This is a genomic window from Nonomuraea dietziae (genome assembly GCF_014195505.1).
Lineage (GTDB): Bacteria > Actinomycetota > Actinomycetes > Streptosporangiales > Streptosporangiaceae > Nonomuraea > Nonomuraea roseola.
On the sequence record NZ_JACIBV010000001.1, the window covers coordinates 2,869,127 to 2,892,872 of the forward strand.

The following is a 23,746-nucleotide window of genomic DNA, read 5'->3' on the forward strand; positions in this document are numbered from 1 at the left end:
GTGCTCCTTGTTACCAGGTCTCGCCGACGAATTCGCCCGCGAGCGCCCGAAGGAGGGGTCAGGAGGCGTCCGCGTGCTCGGGGAAGGCGTTGACGGTGACCCTGTGCATGCGGCGGCGTTCGGTGTAGTCGGCGACGGCGTAGTGCTGGGTGGAGCGGTTGTCCCAGAAGGCCAGCGTGCCCGGCCGCCAGTTCAGCCGCACCTGGTACTCGGGCGAGCGGATGTGGTCGATGAGCAGCGGCAGCAGCGCCTCGTTCTCCCTGTCGGACAGGCCGACCAGGCGGGTGGTGGAGGCGCGGTTGACGAACAGCGCCTTGCGGCCCGTCTCGGCGTGGGTGCGGACGACGGGGCGCACCAGCGGCGGCCACTTGGCCTGCACCTCGGCCAGGTCGAAGGGGTGGCCCTTGGAGATGGCCTTCTTCATGGAGGCCGTGATGTCGTGCACGGCCGTCAGCTCGTCGCACAGGCGCTGCAGCGGCGGCGAGAGCGTCTCGTAGGCGAGGTAGGTGTTGGCCCAGAGGGTGTCGCCGCCCACGCTGGGCAGCTGGACGCAGCGCAGCAGGGAGCCCATCGGCGGGGTCGGCTCGAAGGTGTTGTCGCTGTGCCACTCGTCGCCGCCCTCCCCCTTGGGGTCGGTCTGGTCGAGCACGTGGATGGGGCTGGCGCCGTCCTTCTTGAAGGCGGGGTGGTTGAGCGTGCCGAAGTTGAGCGCGAACTGCAGGTGCTGGTCATCGTCGATGTGCTGATCGCGGAAGAAGAGCACGAGGTGCGTGAGCCAGCCCTGCCTGAGGGTGGCGACCTCTTCGGACGAGAGCGGTTTGCGCAGGTCGACGCCGGTCACCTCGGCGCCGATGTGCTTGGTCACCGGATGGAACTCGATCATGACGCCTCCAGGGGTCTCCTCTGCACGGAACGTACTTGCCAAGCAATTGCTTGGTCAAGTCGTGGATCAGACCGTGGTCTGATGCGCGGGTGCCGGGAGGCCGGGAGCCTGGTCGGCATGATCACACACCTCGCGATGACGCTCGCGCTGCTGAACCCGGCGCCCTCCCCCTCGCCGGCCCCCACCGAGAAGATGGAGATCTCGGAGGTGAGCGTGCCCGTCGACTGGGACAGACCCGAAGGGCGCGCGATCACCCTCAAGGTCGGACGGCTGCCCGCCACCGGCAAGGCCGAGGGCTCGGTGCTGATCGCCTACGGCGGACCGGGCGCGCCCGGCATCCTGCTGACGGAGACCATGCCCCAGATGTGGGCCGAGCTGCGGAAAAGGATGAACATCGTCACCTGGGACACCCGCGGCTACGGCAAGCAGGTCCAGGGCACCAGCACCGCCCTGCCGTGCACGTGGACGCGCGTGCCGATCCCCGCCTTCCCCGAGGACGACGCCGACTTCGCCAGGCTCTCCGACCTCAACCGCGGCCTGGCCGAGCCCTGCAGGAGCAGCGACCCCGAGCTGTTCGCCAACATGAGCTCGGCCGACCACGCCAGGGACATGGAGGCGATCAGGAAGGCCATCGGCGAGCCCAAGCTCACCTTCTACGGCGCCTCCTACGCCGGGTTCTACGGCCAGGCCTACGCCAGGCTCTTCCCCGGCAAGGTGCGCGCCATCGTGCTGGACGGCACCTGGAACCACAGCGCCGCCGACTGGAACAGGGAGCTGGAGCTGACCGCCCTGCAGAACGAGCAGGCCATGGGCCGCTACTTCGCCTCCTGCGAGCGCGAGGCCTGCCGTCCCGCCTTCTGGCAGAAGCTGGTCGCCAAGGCCGACCGCAGCCCGATCCCCGCGGGGGCGGGCCTGGCCTACGACGGCCGCGACCTGCAGGGACTGGCCCAGTCCTTCGTCCGGCAGGGGCCGAAGGGGTGGAGCGCGCTGGCCGAGGCGATCACCAAGGCCGCCCGCGGCGACGCCTCCGGCTTCGTTCCCGCCCGCGGCCTGCGCTTCCCCGACGCGGCCAACGGCGTCACCGAGTGCACGGACTGGCCGCGCTTCGCCGGCAGGAAGGACATGGCCGCGACCGTCGCCCGTCTGAACAGGATCGCGCCGAACATGGGGACGGCGGGCACGATGGCCACGGCGACGCTGAACTGCGTGGGCTGGCCCGCCGGGGTGACCAACCCGCCCGCGCCGCTGCCGAAGGGCCTGCCGCCGCTGGTCGGCGCGGGTGCGTGGGGCGAGTCCGACGCCGTGGCCAGGGTGCTGGCGCAGGTGCCTGGCAGCGGCCTGGTCAGGCACGACGGGCCGGGGCACACCCTGTACCCCTCCAACGAGTGCGCCCGCGGGCACCTCAACCGCTACCTGACCGGCCTGGTGGTCCCAGCGCCAGGGACGACGTGCTGAAATAGCGCGCGTGGATGTCATCACCTGGTACCTGGAGCAGCGCTCGCCCGACGCCCTGATCCCCGCGAGGCAGCCTCGGCTGCCCGTCGACGTGATCAGGGCCGAGGTGCCCTCGCCCGAGTTCGGCCGCTTCCTCTACACCGCGGTCGGCGGCGACTGGCAGTGGACCGAACGGCTCGCCTGGACCTACGACCAGTGGATGACCCACCTGACCAGGCCGGGCGTCGAGACGTGGGTCGCCTGGCACAGGGGAACCCCCGCGGGTTACGTGGAACTGGAGCCGCAGGAGGGGGCGCAGGTGGAGATCGCCTACTTCGGGCTGCTGCCGTACGCGATCGGCGGTGGCGTGGGCGGCCACCTGCTCTCGATCGGCACCGCCCGCGCCTGGGACCTGGCCACCCGCTGGCCCTCCCTGCCCGAGACCCGGCGGGTCTGGCTGCACACCTGCTCGCTCGACGGCCCCGCCGCCCTGGCCAACTACAGGGCGAGGGGCTTCGAGGTCTACGACGAGAAGCTCAACGAGCCCGGCGACGTGGACGAGGGGACGACTCCGGGACCGTGGCCGGGCGCCAGGCCCTGACCGCGAGCCGATCATGACGGGGCCGCAAGCCGTACAAAGGGTCAGCGGTGTCGCGGGCACCCGAGATTCTTCGGCACAATGTTCGACATGGCCCGACGGACGACCACACCCCCTCCTGACGAGGACTTCGAGGAGCGGATCGTCGACATCGACGTTTCCGCCGAGATGCGCACGAGTTTTCTGGAATACGCCTACTCGGTGATCTACCAGCGCGCGCTGCCCGACGCGCGCGACGGGCTCAAGCCCGTCCAGCGCCGCATCCTCTACTCCATGAGCGAGATGGGCCTGCGCCCAGACCGCGGACACGTGAAGTCCTCGCGCGTCGTGGGCGATGTGATGGGCAAGCTGCACCCCCACGGCGACACCGCCATCTACGACGCCCTGGTGCGCTGCGCCCAGCCGTTCTCGATGCGCATCCCCCTGGTCGACGGCCACGGCAACTTCGGCTCGCCCGACGACCTGCCCGCGGCGATGCGGTACACCGAGGCGAGGCTCGCGCCCGCGGCGATGCTCATGGTGCAGTCGATCGACGAGGACACCGTCGACTTCAAGCCCAACTACGACGGCCAGGAGACCGAGCCCACCGTCCTGCCGTCGGCCTTTCCCAACCTGCTGGTCAACGGCACGACCGGCATCGCGGTCGGCATGGCGACCAACATGGCGCCGCACAACCTCGTCGAGGTCATCGCGGCGGCCCGCCACCTGATCAAGAAGCCCGACGCCACGCTCGACGAGCTGATGAAGTACGTGCCCGGCCCCGACCTGCCGACCGGCGGTTCGATCATCGGGCTGCAGGGCATCCGCGACGCCTACGAGAGCGGGCGCGGCACCTTCAGGATGCGCGCCAAGTGCGCGGTCGAGCAGATCACGCCGCGCCGCAGGGGCATCGTCGTCACCGAGCTGCCCTTCAACGTCGGCCCCGAGCGCGTGATCGCCAAGATCAAGGAGCTGGTCAACGCCAAGAAGCTCCTGGGCATCGCCGACCTGAAGGACCTCACCGACCGGCACAAGGGCCTGCGCCTGGTCATCGAGATCAAGAACGGCTTCATCCCCGAGGCCGTGCTGGAGGAGCTCTACCGGCTCACGCCGATGGAGGAGACCTTCGGCATCAACAACGTCGCGCTGGTCGACGGCGAGCCCCGCACGCTCGGCCTGCGCGAGCTGCTGTCGGTCTACGTCGACCACCGCATCGAGGTCGTGCGACGCAGGTCCGAGTACCGAAGGCGCAAGCGCGAGGAGCGCCTGCACCTGGTCGACGGCCTCATCGTCGCGCTGCTCAACATCGACGAGGTCATCCAGGTCATCCGCTCCAGCGACGACTCCGCGCAGGCGCGCACCCGCCTGATGGAGGTCTTCGAGCTGTCGGAGATCCAGGCCGCCTACATCCTCGACACGCCACTTCGCCGCCTGACCCGCTTCGACAAGCTCGAGCTCGACCGCGAGAAGGAGACCCTCTCCAGGGAGATCGCCGAGCTGACCGAGATCCTCTCCTCCGACACCCGCCTGCGTCAGGTGGTCTCGGGCGAGCTGGCCGACGTCGCCAAGCAGTACGGCACGCCGCGCCGTACGGTGCTGCTGGAGGCCTCGGGCGTCACGCGCAGCGCCGCGGTGACGCTCGAGGTGCCCGACGACCCCTGCCTGGTGCTGCTGTCGTCCACGGGGCTGCTGGCCCGCACGACCGACGACTCGCCGCTGGCAGGAGGGGCCGAGCGCGCCGCGCACGACGTGCTGATATCAGCGGTGCGCAGCTCGGTCAGGGGCGACGTGGGAGTGGTGACCTCGCAGGGCCGCATGATCCGCGTCAACGTGGTCGACCTGCCGACGCTGCCGCCCTCGGCCAACCCGCCGTCGCTGTCGGGCGGCCATCCGATCGCCGAGTACGTATCACTGGAGCCTGGCGAGGTCGTGGTGGGCCTGGGCTCGTGCGACCCCTCGGGCCCTGGCCTGGCGCTGGGCACCGCCCAGGGCGTGGTGAAGCGGGTGGTGCCCGACTACCCTGCCAACAGGGACGACTTCGAAGTCATCGGGCTGAAGGAGGGCGACACCGTGGTGGGAGCGGTGGAGCTGGAGTCCGAGGAGCACGACCTGGTCTTCATCACCTCCGACGCGCAGCTGCTGCGCTTCCCCGCCTCCGCGGTGCGCCCGCAGGGACGGCCCGCCGGCGGCATGGCGGGCATCAGGCTCGACGACGGCGCCGGTGTCATCTGGTTCGGCGCGGTGGACCCCTCGCGTCCCTCGCAGGTCGTGACCATCGCCGGCTCGTCCACCGCGCTGCCGGGCACCCAGGTGGGCGGCGGCAAGGTCTCCGACTACGCCGAGTTCCCCCCCAAGGGCAGGGCCACCGGCGGGGTGCGCGCGCAGCGCTTCCTCAAGGGCGAAGACGTGCTGCTGCTGGCGTGGGCGGGGCCCGGCCCTGCCAAGGCGGTCTCCGCGGTCGGCAAGCCGGTGCCGCTGCCCGACGAGGTCAGCAGGCGCGACGGGTCGGGGCTGCGCCTGACGCACACGATCGCCGCGGTGGGCGGGTCGCTGCGGGCCGGCTCCGAGGAGGCGCCGGCCGAGGGGTCGCCCGCCTCTGAGGCGCCCCAGCCCTCCTGACGCGCCGGGGCCCCGCGTGGTCGCGGGGCCCTGCGGGGTCTCACACCCGGAACAGGTCCGCGGGCTCGTCCGTCTCGCTGCGCCTGCCGCCGAGGCTGACGGCTGCTCGGACGGCCGAACCCAGGAAGGCGTTGCGGCCCTTGACCAGGTGGTCGTCCAGCTTCCCTTCGACCAGCCTGATCAGGGCGGCTCCGCCCCTGCAGGTGACCACCTCGAGCGTGGCGTCCCCGAGCTCCACCTCGATCGGCTCGTCGTTGTCGCTGTGGGCCAGGACCGTCACGTAGCCGATTTCCCTCGACGGGTGGACCCGCAGGTAGGCGTCGGCTCTCCCGCGCACCACCCTGATCGCGGGCTCGGGGAGCGGCTCCTGCGCGCCGCCTTCCACGACCAGCCTGCCGCCGCCCGCGACGTATCCCGACAGCAGCTCCTGGACCCGCTGCTCCATGGCCGGGCCCGCGGGCACGGTGAGCGTCGCGTGCGCGGCCAGCCGCTCGGCCGTGACGTGCTGCAGGTCGAGCAGCGCGTAGTCCAGGCCGGCCGCGAGCATCCTGTCGTGGTAGGAGCGCAGCGCGGCACCGCACCCGCCGGTCCCCGCGTACGGCGGGTACAGGCCGAAGGCGCCGCCCGTCACAGGCGCGCACTCCAGGAACTCCGCCCCGTGCCTGGCGAAGAAGGCGGCCAGCGCCTTCACCACCGGCGCCTTCTCCGTGGCCGTCCCGTCCGCGGCGATGGGCGCGCAGTCCGGGTACGGCGGAGCGTGCGCGGCGTCGAGTGCGTCGGACCACGACGAGGTCGAGACCCCTGTGTAGACGTTGAACCCGGTGGCTCCCGCGGCCATCGCGAGCAGCGTCTGGTGGAAGCTGGTCGTGGCGTCGGCGTAGGCGCGGTCGTAGAGCTCGGAGAAGCCCCAGTTCTCCTCCAGGTTCGGGCCGGGCGCGAGCTTGGCGGCGATCACGTAGCGGGCGTGCGCGTCGGGGTCGGCGGAGACGACGCCCATCCAGTTGGTGAACCCGTAGTGGATGCCGTCCCACGTGGCGGGGCGCACCCTGGCCAGCCAGTCGTCCAGGTGGGCGACGGTCGGCGGGTTGAGGTTGACGATCACGGGCACCCTGCAGCCGACCGCCTGGCTCCAGCGCCGGTACACCTCGGCCAGGTACTCCGCGTGGAAGCGTCCCCAGTCGGCGCCTTCGGGCGCGACCTCGTCCAGGGTGGTGAACGCGGTGCCGTGCGCGCGGTTGTAGGTCTCGGGCGTGCCGTACCACTCGCGCAGTCTGGCTCTGAAGAAGGCCAGGCCGGAGGGGCTGTAGTCGTAGGAGGTCAGGGGCAGCGCGCCGTTGGTGTACAGACCCTCGTTGGCGATCTGCATCATGATCACCGGGCCGTCGGGGTAGGTGGCGGCCTCGAGGACCTCCTTGCCGACCGCCCCCAGCCACTGCGCGGCCCGGTCGGAGAAGGCGGCTCCCAGCGGCGCGGGCAGCGGCCGCCCTCCCCAGCACAACGGCTCGCCCGCCGAGTCGAGGACGGGCTCGAAGGAGGAGACCCAGTCGGGCAGCCCGCCGTAGTCGGTCTCGGCGTGGATGAAGGGTCCAGGCTTGGCGATCACCTTGAGCCCCAGCTCGTGGCACAGGGCGAGAAAGCGGATCACGTCGGTGAAGTCGGGCGGCACGTCGGGGTCCGGCTGGTGGTGCCGCCAGGGGAGATAGCTGGTGATCACCTCGATGCCCAGGTCGTCGCGGACGGCGCGAAGGCGGTCGGCCCAGACCTCCGGCCGGTCGCGGTAGTAGGGATAGTCCGCGGTGACGAGCACGCGGGGCACGCCGTCGACGGCGGTGACGCCGTCTCGAACCTCAATCGTCATGCCGCTACTTATTTCACATCTTATAAATAGTGACTACACCCTCCGCTGACTTAATTCGCGCCGTGATCTAAGATGACCGCAGTGATCGGGGAGGATGACGGCCATGATGTCGGGACCAGAGCGCAGGACCGTCAGAGACCTGAGGCGCGGCAACCGGGCGATCGTGCTGCGCGCGCTCTACTTCGGCGGGCCCGCCTCCCGGCAGGAGCTCACGGGCGCGACCGGCCTGAGCGCGGCCACCGTCAGCAACGTCACGGCCGGCCTGCTGGCCGAGGGCGCGATCGTCGAGGCCGGCCTGGTCGAGTCCGACGGCGGCAGGCCCAGGGTGCTGCTGCGCGTCGACCCCGAGCACGGCTACGCGATCGGCGTGGACGTCGGCGAGACCCACGTGCGCGTGGAGCTGTTCGACCTGGCGATGACCGAGCGGGCCAAGGCCGACTACGCGCTGCGACCCGCCAGGCACGAGGCCCAGCTCGTGGCCAGGCACATCCTCGCCGGCATCGACGTCGTGCTGGCGGAGGCGGGGGTCGGCCGCGAGCGGATGCTCGGCGTCGGCATCGGCGTGCCCGGCATCGTCGAGCACGGCCCCGCCGCCGTCATCCACGCCCAGACCTTCGGCTGGGAGTCGGTCCCGCTGGGAACGCTGCTGCGCGCCGGCACCTCGCTGCCGCTGTTCGTCGACAACGGGGCGAAGACCATGGGCCAGGCCGAGCTGTGGTTCGGCGCGGGCAGGGGGGCCAGGCACGCGATCGTGGCCCTGGTCGGCTCGGGCGTCGGCGCCAACATCGTCACCGACGGCGTCACCTACAGGGGCGTCACGGGAAGCGCCGGCGAATGGGGCCACACCACCGTCGTGGTGAACGGGCGCAGGTGCAGGTGCGGGGCGCTCGGCTGCCTGGAGGCCTACGTCGGGGCCGAGGGCGTCCTCGGCCGCTACGCGGAGGCGGGCGGGGTGATCACCACCGACGACGAGCAGGTGGCGCTGGCCGCGCTGCTCGAGGACGGCTCGGCCGCGGCCCGCCAGGTGGTCGAGGAGACCGTCTCCTACCTCGGGGCGGGGCTGGGCAACCTGGTCAACCTGTTCAACCCCGAGCGCATCGTGGTCGGCGGCTGGGCGGGGCTGCTGCTGGGGCGCAGGCATCTGCCGGCGCTGCGCGAGGCCGCCGGACGGCACGCGCTGGCCCAGCCGTACCGGCAGACGACGATCGAGCTCGGCGAGCTGGGACCCGACGCGGTGGCGCTCGGCGCGGCCACACTGGTGATCGAGAGCTTCCTGCAGTGATCAGACCGCTGTTACAGCAGCGTTACCACTTTTTTTACGCCTTATATTGATGTGAAATCTAAGCCGCCGTATGGTCTGGGCAACTTTCGCCCCGACTTCGGAGGTGCTTCGCGATGCGCGGACTGATCGCTCCAGCCGTCACCGCCTTACTTCTCACCAGCCTGGCCGCCTGTGGCGGGCAGAGCGGACCGACGGCGAGCAAGGGCCCCGCCGAGAAGACCAAGATCGTGATCGCGACGTTCAACGACTTCGGCTACCAGAGCCTCTACCAGGAGTACGAACGACTCCACCCCGACATCGACGTGGTGGAACGCGTGGCCGCGGCCGAGGAGCACCACCGCAGGATCGCCACCAGCCTGGCCACCGGCAAGGGCGCCGCCGACATCGAGGCGATCGAGGAGGGCTGGATCGGCCAGTTCAAGGCCCAGCCCGACAAGTTCGCCAACCTGCTCGACCTCGGCGCTGGCCAGATCAAGGACCGGTGGCCCGCCTGGAAGTGGCAGACCTCGATCTCCAAGGACGGCAAGCAGCTCGGGCTCGGCACCGACGTCGGCGGCCTGGCCATGTGCTACCGCACCGACCTGTTCGAGAAGGCCGGGCTGCCCACCGACCGCGAGGAGGTCTCGGCGCTCTGGTCGACCTGGGACGGCTACATCGAGACCGGCAGGAAGTTCGCCGCGGCCAAGCTCCCGAAGACGGCCTTCTTCGACGGCCCCGTCGTGATGTACCGCGCCGTGCTCGGCCAGGCCGACGTCGGGCTCTACAACACCGACGACACCGTGGTCGTGGAGACCAACCCGGCCGTGCGCGCCGCCTTCGACAAGACCATCCAGGCCATCGACGCCGGGCTGTCCGCCAAGATCACCGCCTGGTCCGCCGACTGGAACGCCGGCTTCCAGCGCGGGTCGTTCGCCACCATCGCCTGCCCGTCGTGGATGATGGCCTACATCCAGGAGCAGGCCAAGAACGCCGCGGGTAAGTGGGACATCGCCAAGATCCCCGGCGGCACCGGCAACTGGGGCGGCTCATTCCTGACCGTGCCCAAGCAAGGCAGGAACCAGCAGAAGGCCTTCGAGCTGGCGAGCTGGCTGACCGCGCCCGAGCAGCAGGCCAAGGTCTTCAGGTCCAAGGGCAACTTCCCCTCCACGACCAAGCTCTACACCGACCCGGTGATCACGCAGTTCAAGAACCCGTTCTTCAACGACGCCCCCGTCGGCAAGATCTTCTCCGAGTCGGTGGCGACGATGAAGGCGCAGTACCTGGGGCCCAAGGCAGGCGACATCAACACTGCGATCAACAACGCGCTGGGGCGGGTGGAGCAGGGCAAGCAGTCGCCCACCGACGCCTGGAACCAGGCGCTGGTCGAGATCAAGAAGATCCTTTAGCGCGCCCGACCCCGCCGGGGCCAGGACCCGTCGAGACACGCGGCCGACGGGTCCATGGCCGCTCGACCGGAGCACGTCCCCTCGGAGGGACGTCGCGTTCCGAGAGGAGACCTCGTGATCCGTTCGTGGTTGTACCGCGCGGACGTCAAGGCGTCGCCCTACGCCTACGTCCTGCCCTTCTTCCTGCTCTTCGCCGCGCTCGGCGCCTTCCCCATCCTCTACACCGGCTGGGTGTCGCTGCACGACTGGAGCCTGCTGGAGGACCAGCACACCTTCCTCGGCCTCGGCAACTACGCCGAGCTCCTAGGCGACTCCTACTTCTGGAACGCCCTGTTCAACACCGTCTCCATCCTCATCCTGTCCACCGTCCCCCAGCTGCTGCTGGCCCTCCTGCTCGCCCACGTGCTGAACGGCAGGCTGCGCGGCCAGACGTTCTGGCGGGTGAGCATGCTGCTGCCCAACATCACCAGCGTCGTGGCCGTCGCGATCATCTTCGGCCAGCTCTTCGGCCGTGACTACGGCGTCGTCAACTGGTTCCTCGGCCTGTTCGGCGTGGGCCAGATCGACTGGGCGGCGGGCACCGCGACCTCGCACATCGCGATCGCGACCATGGTCATCTGGAGGTGGACGGGCTACAACGCGCTGATCTACCTGGCCGCGATGCAGGCCGTGCCGCAGTCGCTGCACGAGGCGGCGATCATCGACGGGGCCACCTCGCTGCAGCGCCTCATGAAGATCACCATCCCGGCGATCAGGCCGACGATCATCTTCACCGTCATCGTCTCGACCATCGGCGGCATGCAGATGCTGGCCGAGCCGCTGCTGTTCGGCGGCGGGCAGCCGACGGGCGGCAACGACCACCAGTTCCAGACGCTGACCCTCTACCTGTTCGAGGCCGGGTTCGGCAGGTTCGACTTCGGTTACGCCTCAGCGACCGCGTGGCTGATGTTCGTCGTGATCGTCATGGCGGCCGGGATCAACTACCTGTTCGTCCGCAGAATCCGGAGCAGTTGATGGCCACCCTCACCCAGACCCTCGTTCAGGTCAGACGCAAGGGGCTGCCGAGGCCCGGCCGCCTGACCTACCTCACCCTGACCGCCATCGCCTTCTTCTCCGCCTTCCCCCTCTACTACAGCGCCGTCGTCGGCTCGCTGGACAACTCGGCGCTCGGCCAGGTGCCGCCGCCCTTCCTGCCCGGCGGCAACCTGATCGGCAACATCGAGCGGGTGTTCACCACCGTCCCGTTCGCCACCGCGCTGATCAACTCGGCGATCGTGGCCACCTCGATCACCGTGAGCGTCATGCTGCTGTCGACGCTGGCCGGGTTCGCCTTCGCCAAGCTGCGCTTCCGCGGCAGGAACGGCCTCTACCTGGCGGTCGTGGCGACCATGATGGTGCCCACGCAGCTCGGTATCATCCCGCTGTACATGCTCATGGCCGACATCGGCTGGATCGACACCCTGTACGCGGTCATCGCGCCGAACCTGGTCAGCGCGTTCGGCGTGTTCTTCATGACCCAGTACCTGTCGGCCGCCCTCCCGACGGAGCTGCTCGAGGCCGGCAGGGTGGACGGGTGCACGACGTTCGGCCTGTTCTGGCGGGTCGTGCTGCCGCTGGCCAGGCCGGCCGCCGCCGTCCTCGGCATGCTGACCTTCATGAACGCCTGGAACGACTTCTTCTGGCCGCTGGTCGTCCTGACCCCGGAGAACCCCACGGTCCAGGTGGGCCTGTCAGCCATCTCCAGCGGCTACTCCGTCGACTACTCCTTCACGCTGGCGGCCACGACCGTCGCCACGATCCCGCTGCTCGTCGTGGCGATGCTGTTCGGCAAGCAGATCATCCAAGGAATCATGCAGGGAGCCCTCAAGGGATGACCACCGGGCCTACGGCTACGAGCCCAGGTTCGGCATCGCGCACGTCGACCACGCGACGCGGCGCCGTACCCCGAGGAGAGCGCGCTCCGGCTGCGCGACGTGATCAGAAGGAACGCCTTGACGTGAATGGACCGCACGCCTTGAATTCGGGATGGTGCGCTCAAGAGAGCGCTCTCTTCCCTCAGGAGGCGCAGTGACCCCCCGCCGCATCGGCGCCCTCAGCGCGATCACCCTGCTCTTATCGGCCTGCCTGGCCACCGCCGCGCAGGCGGCCGCCCCGCTGACCGTCACCGACTTCGAGAGCGACACGCTACCGCCCGGCGTCGTGGCCTGGGGCAACGACGGCGCTTCCACCCCCACGCTCAGCATCGAGACCGACACCAGCCGCGTGCTCAAGACCGTCTACAACGTCAGCCAGTGGGGCGGCTGGTCCCACGACCTGCCCGCCGGCCAGGACTGGACACCGTACGAGGGCTTCGCCTTCTCCGTGAAGGGCACGGGCTCCGGCCAGAAGATCTTCTTCGAGATCAAGGACGGCGGCGGGGGGCCGGGCAGCTCGGAGCTGTTCGAGTCGTCGTTCACCGACACCGAGGCCGGGTGGCGCCGCGTCGAGGTGAAGTTCGCCGACTTCGTCAGGCGCGGCGACTACCAGCCAGGTGGCGCGCCCACCGACGGGCAGCTCGACCTGGAGACGATGTGGGGCTACTCGATGCGCCTGCCGTCCGCCTCCTCGGGCACGCTGCTGTGGGACGACGTCCAGGTGTACGGCACCGCCCCGCCCCGCCCCGTGCGCCTGACCACCACCGCGCCCGTCTACCCGGTCAAGGAGAAGGGCTCGGCGCAGGTCGGCGTGGCCGTCTCGGCCGTCCCGCCCGCCGACCTGACCGTCCACTACAAGACCGGTTCCGGTACGGCGACCGCCGGCTCGGACTACACCCCCGCCGAGGGCACGCTGACCTTCCCCGCGGGCACGCCGGCGGGAACGGTGAAGACGTTCACGGTCACCACCAAGGGCGACTCCGACGCCGAGGTCGCCGAGACCATCCCGATCGAGCTGTCGGGTGAGGGCGTCGCGCCACCCGCCGACGACGCCGTCGTGGTGATCGACGCGCACGGTCTGCCGTACCTCGACGCCCGCAAACCGGTGAAGCAGCGGGTGGCCGACCTGATGGCGCGCATGACCCCGGCGGAGAAGATCGGCCAGATGACGCAGGCCGAGCGGGGCGCGCTGGCCAAGCAGGACGACATCGCGACCTACCTGCTCGGCTCGCTGCTGTCGGGCGGGGGCTCGGCGCCGGCCGCCAACACGCCCAAGGGCTGGGCGGACATGGTCGACGGCTACCAGCTGCGCGCCCAGCAGACCAGGCTGCAGATCCCGCTGATCTACGGCGTCGACGCCGTCCACGGCCACAACAACGTGATCGGCGCGACGATCTTCCCGCACAACGTCGGCCTGGGCGCCACCCGCGACCCCTCGCTCGTGGAGCGGACCGGCAAGATCACCGCCAGGGAGGTCAAGGCCACCGGCATCCCGTGGAACTTCGCGCCGTGCCTGTGCGTGTCGCGCGACGACCGCTGGGGCAGGGCCTACGAGTCCTTCAGCGAGGACCCCGCGCTCGTCTCGCGGATGGTCTCGATCGTGGACGGGCTGCAGAACAACGGCGTGCTGGCCACGGCCAAGCACTACGTGGCCGACGGCGGCACCGCCTTCGGCTCCTCGACCACCGGTGACTACACCATCGACCAGGGCGTCTTCACCGGCAGCAGGGCCGAACTGGAGGCCATCCACCTCGCGCCGTTCGTCGAGGCGGTCAGGCGCGGCGTGGGCACCGTCATGCCGTCCTTCTCCAGCGTCGGCGACACCAAGATGCACGCCCACAGGGAGCTGATCACCGACGTCCTCAAGGGCAGGCTCGGCTTCAAGGGCTTCGTGATCAGCGACTGGCAGGCCATCGACCAGATCCCCGGCGACTACCCGAGCGACGTCCGCACGTCGATCAACGCGGGACTCGACATGATCATGGTCCCGTACGCCTATGTGAGCTTCGTCGACACCCTGACCGCCGAGGTCGCCGCCGGGCGGGTCGCACAGTCCAGGATCGACGACGCGGTCTCGCGCATCCTCACCCAGAAGTTCGAGCTCGGCCTCTTCGAACGCCCTTACGCCGACAGGTCGGGCCTGCCCGACGTCGGCTCGGCCGAGCACCGGCAGGTGGCCCGCGCGGCGGCCGCCAAGTCGCAGGTGCTGCTGAAGAACGACGGCGGGCTGCTGCCGCTGCCCTCCTCCGCGAAGGTGTACCTCGCCGGCTCCAACGCCGACGACCTCGGCAACCAGGCCGGCGGCTGGACGATCAGCTGGCAGGGCTCCTCGGGACCGATCACCGAGGGCACCACCATCCTGCAGGGCATCAGGGGACGCGCCGCCTCCGTCACCCACTCGGCCGACGCGTCGGCGCCGCTGGCCGGTCATGACGTCGGCGTGGTGGTCGTGGGCGAGACGCCCTACGCTGAGGGCTTCGGAGACATCGGCCGCCAGGGTCGCACGCTCGACCTGTCGGCCGCCGACCGCGCGGCCGTGGACAAAGTGTGCGGCGCGCTCAGGTGCGTCGTGCTCGTCGTGTCGGGACGGCCGCTCGCGCTGGGCGACCTCTCGGGCGTCGAGGCCGTCGTCGCGTCATGGCTGCCGGGCACCGAGGGCGCGGGCGTGAGCGACCCGCTGTTCGGGGCCGTGCCGTACACCGGCAGGCTGCCCTTCTCCTGGTTCCGTACGGCCGGGCAGCTGCCGCTCAACGTGGGCGACGCCGCCTACGACCCGCTCTTCCCCTACGGTTGGGGCCTGCGCACCGACCCTGCGAGGCCACGCCTCAAGGCGGTGCGCGACCAGCTGGCCAAGGGCGACGGGACGTCCAGGGCGGCCGCGGCGGCGCTGAGCGTCGCTCTGGCCTCGCGCAACTGGACGACGGACGGGTCGGTGCGGGACACCAGAGTGGTGCTGGCCTCGCTGGGCGTGGCGGCGGCGCTGCTGGAGCGCTCGCGTAGCGACACCTTCGCCCAGGACGACGCCGTGGTGTCGGTGGCGAGGGACGTCGCGCAGGCGGCAGGGCGCAGGCCCGACCTGCAGGCGGCGGCCGATCACGAGATGGCGGCGGGCAACCTCAGGAAGGCCGTGGACCTCCTGACCCAGTCGGCCCGCTGACCGGTTCGAAGGGGCGGGCCGCGCGCTGCGCGCCCGCCCCGTTTGTCTACGGCGTCGAAGATCGTCTAGCGTGGATCCTTCCGTCCGCACCCCCCGAGCGGAGAGGACCTCCGTGCCAGGCTCGAGCACCACGCCCTGGACGGCCGCCTACACCCGCCTGGTGGCCGACAACGTCCGGCATCACCGCACCCGTCAGGGCCTCAGCGTGCAGAAACTCGCCGACCGCTGCACGGCCATGGGCCTGCCCATGGAGCGCTCGAACCTGGCCAAGCTGGAGAGCGGCCACCGAGCGTCGATCACCGTCCCCGAGCTGCTCGTGCTCGCCCACGCGCTCAACACGCCGCCGTTGCTGCTGCTCGCGCCACTGGGCCGCGCCGACAGCGTGGAGATCCTGCCCGGGGTCGAGGCCGCCCCGCAAGAGGCGGTCTTCTGGCTGGACGGCACCGCGCCCCTCGTCCACGGCGACGATGAGGGCGCCGACGCTCGCGCCGAGCTCCAGTCGCTGCGCGACCACCAGCGGCTCGTGGACGAGTGGTCGGCTCACACCCGCGCGGCCGGGGCGGCCCGTGCCCGTGCCGAGGACGAGAAGGATCCGCACAGGGCCGCGTGGGCCGAGGCGGCACGGACCCAGGCCGAGCAGGCAGGCCACGCCGCCGACAAGATCGGCCACCTGCGCGGGACCATCCGGCTACGAGGGCTGACCCTTCCTGACGTACCGCCCGGCCTCACCCACCTCGACGGCGCTCCCTTCTCGACGTGAAGGGGAGCTCCATCGAACACACCTGACCACCGTCGCGACCCCGCGACCCTGACCACCGTCGCCACCTCGCGACCCTCACCACCGTCGCCACCTCGCGACCCTCACCGGGTCGCGGTCTCGCGGCCCGGCCGGAGGGCGCGGGCGGCAGGGGGCGGTCAGCCGTCCTCGGCGATGCACAGGCAGAACGGGTGCCCCTCAGGGTCGAGGAAGACACGGAAGTCGCCCTCCTCGCTCGGCTGGAACTCGTGCTTGGTGGCGCCGATGGCCAGCACCTGCGCCTCCGCCTTCTCGAGATCGTCGACGGTGACGTCGAGGTGGAACTGCTGCGGCATCTCGGCGCCGGGCCAGGCCGGCGGGCGGTAGTCGTCGACCTTCTGGAAGGCCAGGCGGGGGAAACGGCCACCGTCGCTGACGACCACCCAGTCGTCCTCGTCTCCTGTGACCTCCCAGCCGACCAGTTCGGCGTAGAAGCGGCCCAACCGCTGTGGGTCGGCGCAGTCAAGGACGGTCGAGCGCATCCGCGCGATTCCCGACATCGAGCTCTCCTCTCCTCCGTGCCCGCTGTTGATACACGGGCCTACCGACATTCCCAGGAAGGGCGGCCCTATCCCCGGACGTGGCGGCGTCCTGCGATGATCGCGATCGCGGAGGACGCCCATGGTGAAGCCCGGAGCTGGGGGCACGGCACGACGAGATGAGACGGCGTGGGCGTACAGGAGGGGTTCCCGCGCCATCTCACGCGGCGGTGGCCAGAACCCCCAGCTCCGGTGTCAGGCGGACGCGGTGACGGCGGGAAGAGCGAGCAGGAGCTCGTGCGGCTCACTGCCCGACCAGTCGCGGATGAAGCGAGCCCCCTCCTCGCCAGGAGCGAACTCGTCGAACCCGAGAGGTCCGAAACACCCCGCCTTCTCCAGCATCTCGATGAGCGGGTCGTCCTCGGGGAGGCTCTCGGCGTAGGCGGCCGCGTCGAGCAGCGCCAGGGCGCAGCGGGCGTTGTGCCCGTCGTCGGCCGCCTCGACCCGGTCCAGGCGGCGACGCCCCTGCGCGCGCAGGTACGCGGCGAGCGATTCGGTCCTACTCACGTTCATCCTCTGAGGTCACACACGGTGGGCAACGTCATCATCACGCAAAGTGAGCGGTGATCGTGGGTTCTTCCACAACTTGCCGCCAATCAGCCCCCGGAAACCATCACGAAACGGGCATGCGCAATCATCAAAGGCATGACTGCGTTCGACGACCTCCTCGCCGCCAACGAGACGTATGCACGGGCGTTCGCCAACTCGGGCCTCACGGGCAGGGCAGCGCGCGGCCTTGCCGTCGTGACCTGCATGGACTCCCGCATCGACCCCCTCGGCCTGCTGGGCCTGCGGGCCGGTGACGCCAAGATCCTGCGCAACGCGGGAGCCAGGGTCACCGACGACGTCCTGCGTACCCTCGTCCTGGCGGTGTATCTGCTCGGAGTCCAGCGGGTGCTGGTGATGCCGCACACCGACTGCGGGATGGCGAAGGTCACCGACGCCGACGTGCACGCCCTCACCCAGGAGAACGGCGTGGACACCCGCAGCCTGGAGTTCCACACCGTGCCCGACCAGGACGCCGCCCTCCGCCACGACCTCACCCGCATCAGGACCAGCCCCTTCCTGCCCGCCGGACTGCCACTGGCGGGGGCGATCTACGACGTCCACACGGGCAAGCTGATGCCGGTCGAAATGCCCTAGCGCCTTTCGCCGCGCTCGGTGTTGAGCGCGGAGTGACGGCGACTGTAGAGGAAGTAGATGATCAGGCCGATCAGGAACCAGACGGCGAACCGCAGCCACGTCGAGGGCGCCAGGAACGTGATCAGCCAGATCGAGAAGATCACCCCGATGGCCGGCACGACCGGCATGCCGGGCACGCGGAAGGAGCGGGGCAGGTCCGGCTGCCGGTAGCGCAGGACGATCACCGCGACACACACCACGACGAACGCCAGCAGGATCCCGATATTGGTCAGCTCCGCGGCCTCCCTGATCGGGAGGAAGCCCGCGATGATCGCGGAGGCGACGCCGACGATCCAGGTCACCCTGGTCGGCACCCTGCGTACGGGATCCAGCTTGGCGAACCACTGCGGCAGCAGGCCGTCCCTGCTCATGGAGAACCACACCCGGGTGACGCCGAGCATGAAGGTGAACATGACGGTCAGAATGCCGATAATGGCGCCGACCGCGATGACGCCCGCCAGCCCTGACAGGCCCACCGAGGCGAACGCCGTGGAGAAGCCGCTCTCGGGGTCGATCTCCGTGTAGTTCTGCATGCCGGTGAGCACCAGGCAGGCCAGCACGTACAGCACCATGGAGATGACCAGCGAGTAGATGATCGCTCTTGGCATGTGCTTCTGGGCGTCCCTCGACTCCTCCGCCGCCGTGCTCATCGCGTCGTAGCCGAAGACGGCGAAGAACACGGTGGCCGCGCCAGTGATCGCCCCCGCGACCCCGAAGGGGAAGAACGGCGTGTAGTTGGCGGTGCTGATGTGGAAGTAGCCGACCACGATCACGAGCAGCACCACGGCCACCTTGATGATGACCACGATCGTCTCGAACCTGGCCGCCGTCTTGATGCCGAGCGTGAGCAGGAACGCGATCAGCAGGCACAGCACCACCGCGAACAGGTCGACGACGCGCCCCTCACCTGTGCCCGGCGCGCCGAGCATCCAGGCGGGCAGATTGATCCCGAGCTGACCGACCAGGAAGCCGAAGTAACCGGAGATGCCGATCGCGACGACCGCGACGATGGCGGTGTACTCCAGCAGCAGGTCCCAGCCGATGAACCAGCCGACGATCTCGCCGAGTACGGCGTAGCTGTAGGTGTAGGCCGACCCCGCCTTCGGGATCATGCCCGCGAACTCGGCGTACGAGAAGGCCGCCGCGGCGCTGGCGATGCCGGCGATCAGAAAGGAGATGAGGACCGCGGGCCCGGCCGTCTGGTTGGCGACCGCTCCGGCCAGCGCGAAGATCCCGGCTCCGATGATGCCGCCGATGCCGATGGCGGTGAGCTGCCAGAGGCCCAGCGTACGAGAGAGCTCACCCTCGTGTTCCGTGGCGATCTGGCTGACCGGTTTGCGGCGAAGAATCCCCGATCCACCGCCAAATGAGTCCTGCGTTGACATCATGGCGACCGCCTCCCCCCTTTCACGGTAGCCACAGGCATGGCACGAGGAGAAGGGGCAGGTCAACGGGGCGATCGGCGCGATGCCGGCTCGAATGGCAGCTCAAGGATCGCGCGAAGTCCCGGCGACACCGGCGGCACCGGGCTCGCGCCTCCGTCCGCCGCCCCGGGTGCGGGATCCGGGACATTACGAAGGCTTGGCCGTCCGGTGGCCCTCGTCCTACCCGCCCGCCCGCGCGGCCCGGCTCCCGGCTCCCGGCTCCCGGCTCCCGGCTCCCGGCTCCCGGCTCCCGGCTCCCGGCTCCCGATGATGCTGCCATCGGTGCGAGGTTGGCGTGTCCGTGTCAGAGGCTGAGTTCGTAGACGTTGTTGAAGGGGTCGTCCACCGGCAGCCGTCTGACCTCGGCGAAGCCCGCCTCGAGCGCCATAGCCCGCAGCCGGCCCTCCGGCAGCCCGCAGGTGCCGAGCCCCGCGCCGCCGCGAGCGAGCGAGACGGGCAGGCAGTAGGCCAGACTCAGTCCGTAGAGCACCGTGCCCATCGGGCCGACGTTGTCCTGGCTGCGGTCGGCGCAGTTGATGTCGACGCACACGTAGCGACCGCTCGGCTTGAGCCCGTCGTGGATGGCCCTCAGCAGCCCTGCCGGATCCGCCGAGTCGTGCAGCACGTCGAACGTGGTGATCACGTCGAACGGGCCAGGCAGCCCTGCGACGCCGTCGTGCATCTCGAACCGCACCCTGTCGCCCACCCCTGCCTGACGGGCGTTCTCGGTCGCGGCCTGGATCGCGGGCTCGTAGCGGTCGAGGCCCACCAGCTCACAGTGAGGGAACGCCTGCGCGAGCTTGATAAGCGCACGTCCCTGCCCGCAGCCGACGTCACAGACCCTCGCTCCCACCTCCAGCGTGGTGCGCACCTCGGGCATGAGCGGCAGCCAGACCGGGACGAGTTGGTGCTCGAACCAGGGCGCGGTGAAGCGCTCGATCGCCTCGGCCGCCTCCTGGCCGTACAGCTCCTGCCGGACGCCCTCCCCCGAGTGGAACGCCTCCAGGAGCGCGTGGAAACTCTCTCCGAATGTGGTGGAGTAGTCGAAGAAGGCGGCGCCCATGAACATGGTCCCCGACTCCTCCGCGAGCACGGGCACGTGATCGGCGGGCATGGCGTACCTGGCGCCGTTCGCGTCGAAGGTCAGGTACCCGGCGGCGGCCATGCCGTGCAGCCACTCGCGCACGTAGCGCTCCGCCAGCCCGGTGCGTTCGGCCAGCTCCACGCTGGTGGCCGGTCCTGCGGCGGCGAGGTCCTTGAACAGGCCCAGCCGATCGCCGATGGCGGCCATGAAGATGGCGTTCGCGCCCACGTAGTCGCCGAACACCTTGTCCATGAACTCCTCGGTCGACGCTGTGCCGTCCGTCTGGCTTGTCATCTCGCTCTCCCCCGATCGTGAGCGGCCCACACGGCATCCGCCTGCGGGACCCTCCGTACCTCCCCAGGTCATGGCCCCCGCATGTCTCTCGCGTACGGGAGGCAGCCATGCACGGGCATCGCCGGTCAGCCGCGCCGGCGCTGCGGCGAAGGCATGGATGACCGGCGCGGGAGGCCGGGGTCGGCGCTGAACGCGGCCATGCCCGGCTGCACCGATGCCGCCGTCAAGCACCTACGCGAGCAGGGCCGGCCGGTGACCGACCTGCGCGAGATCACTACGTGGCGGTGGACACCTCGGCGGAGACCATCGCCTACCGCCTCGCCCTTCGGGGGAGCGCCCAGACGGCCAGGCCGCGTACTGGCGAACGGCCAGGTCGCCTACGTCCGCTGCGACACCCTCGCCTGGTGGAGCTGATCGTGCAGGCGGGGCGGGTGGCGCCGGCTGACAGGCCGCTCGACCGGTCGTGTCCGTGAATTCGCAATGGCGGTTCGGTGTCGGGCCGATAAGAAACTGTCCGCGTGGGTCAGCGGTCGAGTGCGCCGCCTCAAGGGATCGTCACCCCACAGATTGGAGCAGGTACCTGGGTTTGAGGTCCCATCAGCCGCCAATTTCGTGCGGATGTTCCATACAGAAATGCGATAGGTTCCCCGGCATGGGAAAGGCGGGTCGTCGGGGAAAGCGTGCGCCTGCGGATCGTCATGTCGAATTCGCGCTGCAATCGATCGCGAAGCGGATGGGATCGTTCGGCGAGCGCTGGCGCGTCAGGGACGGACTGGTCTGGGGGCCGGGCAACAGCGCGGTCGTGATCCGCAGTCTTGACTTCGACGACGGTCCGGCTCACCTCGACCTTGGAATCACGCTCGACGCCAAGGACGACAGCGCGCCGATCCTGTGGGACTGCACCTCCGGGATGGGCGGCACGAACGAGGCTGCGATCAAGCAGGCCGTCGAGATGTGGGCGATGACAGCGGGCGCGACGTTCATGGAGTTGACCTCGCCAAGCGGGGAGCTCGCCGATCACATCCAGAGCGCCGATCCTGAGGGCTTGACGGGCCACCATGTCATCCATGGACCGGTCGCGGCCTTCGCGATGGGCGGCGATGTCGAACCGCTCAATGAATGGTTCATGGACAATCCGATGCTGCCACGGCTTGGTCAGGCGCTGGTCGGCTCCTTTGACGACCCCAGGATCAACGGAGTCAAGATTCTCTGTGGCGGCGACCAGGAAACTGAGATCGCTGAAGTCCGTGTCAACGGGGAGGTCCACGAGGAGGCTTCGGCGATTCTGCTGCGGTTGGGCTGGCCTCGTCTGCCGGAATTCGCTTATGCGCGAACGTACCTCCTGGTGCTGCCCGAAGATTAGGGCGGTCATGGTTGCGACCGGTCCGTGGTCCTATACGCCGTCCTCCTTGCCGAATGCCCCCAGCGGCCGATGACGGACTTCGAAGGCATGCTGATGGCGCGCGCACCACAGTGGAACCCATCCACTCCCTACCGTCGGCCTCGTCGCACCACCCCCGCAGACATCCACGACCCGCTCCCACACCACCCATCGACCAGCGGCGATGCCAGGGGTAGATGCTCTCCCGGTTGCCATAGCAGGGCTGCAGGTGGTGTTGGTTCGGACTCGGAAGAAGACTCGCTTGCTCAGCATCCGGTGATCGGCGCATCGGCCACCCTGCCTTAGATTGACCGGCAGCAGCGGTGCCGGCCGTTGCCATTGGGCCTCGGTCAGATCATTTCAGGAGCTTCACAACCACCCAACCGATCCATGTCCGACCACCATTGAAGATCGACACGCCTTGGAATGGGTACCGGCAAGAAGCGTGTCATGACCCCGGGAACGGCATTATGGGCATGCGCGCAACGGCCGAAGCGTCCACCCGAAACCGAAGATCACCGATCCAGAGAGCGAGTCGTCCCCATGAGCGACTTCCCCCCGACGGACGAAGGACCCCTCAGCTTCACCTTCCCCGGCGACCACACGGACACGGTCCCTCCGCTTCACCTGCTCGCCCTGGCGGGCACCCCCGACTCCTCCTACGAGCGGATCCGCCCGCAGCTGCGCGACGCTGACACGCTGGCCTTCTGGCCGATGGTCGTGAACGGTGTCGACGTGGTCGCGGTAGGGATGAACGAGAAGGCGTTCCCGCTCGACCGTGAGAACGCCACCCGGCTCACCCACCTGCTGGGCCTCTCGGACGACGCCCCGCACCAGTTCGTGGTGTCCGTCGACTGCGACCCCGCCAACCCGGACTTCCTGAGCGTCGAGGTCGGGCTCGGCTGGGTCGAACTCCGGCTGTACCAGGATCGGGTGTACACCGGCGTCCGCGTGATCATCCCCGCCGACCGCTGCGACGAGGTGCGCGCGGCGCTGACCACGCTGACCGAGCTGCTCCCGCAGGCCCAGCACGTCGCCTGACGGAAGCGCGATCTGGACGGCCCGGGCAACGTCCTGATCAACGGGCCCAGCATCGGGTGCGACGACTTCCTGGCGATCGGAGCGGATCGCCGCTCACCCCTCGCCTACCTCACGCTGGTCAAGGGCCATCAGCACGGTGATCACTCGTTCGCCGCGTGCGCGGTCGCGGCCGGCTTGTGGGCCCGTCCGACCTCCTGCGGCGGGTGGTCTCCCCGACGACAGGCAGGGTGGCCGCTCGGTCGACGTACTCGGACGTCGCGGTGAGGCCGGCTTGCCGGGAGCGTGCCGTCAGACACCCGCAACCGCGGCCCTGACGTGACGATCGACCGCATGGCGTACGCCATCCCGCTCCTTGCGGTGGTCATCATCTGGCCACCGTGGCGCAGCGGCCGGACGACAGCGCCTGGTCCTCATCACAGCCTGGGTCGCAGGCCACTTCACGGCAGGTGTCCCCCGTAGCAGCCCTGAGCGCGTTACTCCCCGACAGGTCCACCAAGGGGCCTCCGCCTGCCCCGGCGCCAGCGCGACCGAGGGCACCGCGACCGCCAGGGCACTACCCCAGCGGCCCACGCCAGCGCACCACTCCAGAACACCACCCCAACAAGACCGCCCCAGCAGGACCGCCCCAGGGACACCGCTCCAGCGGAGCCTTCACCGCGGCACCGTCACAGGCGCCCAGGCAGAAGACACAGGCACGAGGACGCGGACACAAGGACGCCGGCAGGCACGCGGACACAGGCACGCAGACAGGCAGGAAGGGAGGCACGCGGACGCAGGCACACGGACGCAGGGGGAGCTGGGGGCTCCCCCTGGGTGGCCAGCGCGAGACGCCTGTGGCGAGGTCCGTGTCCCAGCCCGTGGGGCTTGAGGACCGTATCGCCAGACGTAGCCGACGGT

Annotated in this window: 19 protein-coding genes; 13 read left to right on the forward strand and 6 right to left on the reverse strand. The window is 69.8% G+C overall.

Features of this window, described 5'->3' with window-relative positions; translation table 11 throughout:
* Positions 1-58 precede the first annotated feature (58 nt).
* Positions 59-883 (reverse strand): TauD/TfdA dioxygenase family protein, encoded by an 825-nt coding sequence (locus FHR33_RS13815; RefSeq protein WP_183646907.1) that lies wholly within the window; start codon positions 881-883, stop codon positions 59-61.
* A 117-nt stretch (positions 884-1,000) separates the two neighbouring features.
* Between FHR33_RS13815 and FHR33_RS13820 the strand changes: the two genes are divergently transcribed.
* The 3 genes from FHR33_RS13820 (at position 1,001) to FHR33_RS13830 (ending at position 5,513) form a co-directional block, all read left to right on the forward strand.
* Positions 1,001-2,338, forward strand: coding sequence for an alpha/beta fold hydrolase (locus FHR33_RS13820; protein ID WP_183646909.1), 1,338 nt, complete (start codon positions 1,001-1,003; stop codon positions 2,336-2,338).
* 10 nt (positions 2,339-2,348) lie between these two features.
* The gene (locus FHR33_RS13825; RefSeq protein ID WP_312895522.1) at positions 2,349-2,918 is read left to right on the forward strand and encodes a GNAT family N-acetyltransferase; all 570 of its coding nucleotides are present in this window, start codon (positions 2,349-2,351) and stop codon (positions 2,916-2,918) included.
* 78 nt (positions 2,919-2,996) lie between these two features.
* The gene (locus tag FHR33_RS13830) at positions 2,997-5,513 is read left to right on the forward strand and encodes a DNA gyrase/topoisomerase IV subunit A (RefSeq protein ID WP_376773143.1); all 2,517 of its coding nucleotides are present in this window, start codon (positions 2,997-2,999) and stop codon (positions 5,511-5,513) included.
* A 40-nt stretch (positions 5,514-5,553) separates the two neighbouring features.
* On the opposite strand, the gene FHR33_RS13835 is transcribed toward FHR33_RS13830, so the two are convergent.
* Positions 5,554-7,371 carry a beta-galactosidase gene (locus FHR33_RS13835; RefSeq protein WP_183646913.1) on the reverse strand — a complete coding sequence of 606 codons (1,818 nt, stop codon included), beginning with the start codon at positions 7,369-7,371 and terminating at the stop codon, positions 5,554-5,556.
* Positions 7,372-7,474: 103 nt separating this feature from the next.
* Between FHR33_RS13835 and FHR33_RS13840 the strand changes: the two genes are divergently transcribed.
* From FHR33_RS13840 to FHR33_RS13865, 6 genes are all read left to right on the forward strand, one after another.
* Positions 7,475-8,653: an ROK family protein gene (locus tag FHR33_RS13840; protein WP_246451820.1), complete on the forward strand. Its 1,179-nt coding sequence runs from the start codon at positions 7,475-7,477 to the stop codon at positions 8,651-8,653.
* A 113-nt stretch (positions 8,654-8,766) separates the two neighbouring features.
* A complete protein-coding gene (locus tag FHR33_RS13845; RefSeq protein WP_183646915.1) occupies positions 8,767-10,038 on the forward strand; it encodes an ABC transporter substrate-binding protein in 1,272 nt (423 codons plus the stop codon).
* 114 nt (positions 10,039-10,152) lie between these two features.
* Complete coding sequence (locus FHR33_RS13850) at positions 10,153-11,052, forward strand: carbohydrate ABC transporter permease (RefSeq protein ID WP_312895523.1); 900 nt, start codon at positions 10,153-10,155, stop codon at positions 11,050-11,052.
* Positions 11,052-11,912, forward strand: coding sequence for a carbohydrate ABC transporter permease (locus tag FHR33_RS13855; RefSeq protein WP_183646921.1), 861 nt, complete (start codon positions 11,052-11,054; stop codon positions 11,910-11,912). Before FHR33_RS13850 ends, FHR33_RS13855 begins: the two co-directional genes overlap by 1 nt.
* Positions 11,913-12,105: 193 nt before the next feature.
* Positions 12,106-15,108, forward strand: a complete 3,003-nt coding sequence (locus FHR33_RS13860; protein ID WP_312895524.1) for a glycoside hydrolase family 3 N-terminal domain-containing protein — start codon at positions 12,106-12,108, stop codon at positions 15,106-15,108.
* A 112-nt stretch (positions 15,109-15,220) separates the two neighbouring features.
* Positions 15,221-15,868, forward strand: a complete 648-nt coding sequence (locus FHR33_RS13865) for a helix-turn-helix domain-containing protein (protein ID WP_183646926.1) — start codon at positions 15,221-15,223, stop codon at positions 15,866-15,868.
* Between the two features lie 155 nt (positions 15,869-16,023).
* On the opposite strand, the gene FHR33_RS13870 is transcribed toward FHR33_RS13865, so the two are convergent.
* A complete protein-coding gene (locus tag FHR33_RS13870) occupies positions 16,024-16,404 on the reverse strand; it encodes a VOC family protein (RefSeq protein ID WP_183646929.1) in 381 nt (126 codons plus the stop codon).
* 234 nt (positions 16,405-16,638) lie between these two features.
* Positions 16,639-16,950 (reverse strand): hypothetical protein, encoded by a 312-nt coding sequence (locus FHR33_RS13875; protein ID WP_183646932.1) that lies wholly within the window; start codon positions 16,948-16,950, stop codon positions 16,639-16,641.
* Between the two features lie 138 nt (positions 16,951-17,088).
* On the opposite strand from FHR33_RS13875, the gene FHR33_RS13880 reads away from it, so the two are divergent.
* Positions 17,089-17,586, forward strand: coding sequence for a beta-class carbonic anhydrase (locus FHR33_RS13880; RefSeq protein ID WP_183646935.1), 498 nt, complete (start codon positions 17,089-17,091; stop codon positions 17,584-17,586).
* Here the strand turns inward: FHR33_RS13880 and FHR33_RS13885 are convergent.
* Positions 17,583-19,013: an amino acid permease gene (locus FHR33_RS13885; RefSeq protein WP_183646938.1), complete on the reverse strand. Its 1,431-nt coding sequence runs from the start codon at positions 19,011-19,013 to the stop codon at positions 17,583-17,585. The genes FHR33_RS13880 and FHR33_RS13885 overlap by 4 nt on opposite strands.
* 340 nt (positions 19,014-19,353) lie before the next feature.
* A complete protein-coding gene (locus tag FHR33_RS13890; RefSeq protein WP_183646941.1) occupies positions 19,354-20,427 on the reverse strand; it encodes a class I SAM-dependent methyltransferase in 1,074 nt (357 codons plus the stop codon).
* Positions 20,428-20,580: 153 nt separating this feature from the next.
* On the opposite strand from FHR33_RS13890, the gene FHR33_RS13895 reads away from it, so the two are divergent.
* The 3 genes from FHR33_RS13895 to FHR33_RS13905 all read left to right on the forward strand — a co-directional run bounded on the left by FHR33_RS13895 (position 20,581) and on the right by FHR33_RS13905 (position 22,849).
* Entirely contained in the window at positions 20,581-20,841 is a 261-nt protein-coding gene (locus FHR33_RS13895; protein ID WP_183646944.1) for a hypothetical protein, read from the forward strand.
* Positions 20,842-21,079: 238 nt separating this feature from the next.
* Positions 21,080-21,790, forward strand: coding sequence for a DUF6348 family protein (locus FHR33_RS13900; protein WP_183646947.1), 711 nt, complete (start codon positions 21,080-21,082; stop codon positions 21,788-21,790).
* A gap of 561 nt (positions 21,791-22,351) precedes the next feature.
* Positions 22,352-22,849, forward strand: a complete 498-nt coding sequence (locus FHR33_RS13905) for a hypothetical protein (RefSeq protein ID WP_183646950.1) — start codon at positions 22,352-22,354, stop codon at positions 22,847-22,849.
* The last annotated feature ends 897 nt before the right edge of the window (positions 22,850-23,746 follow it).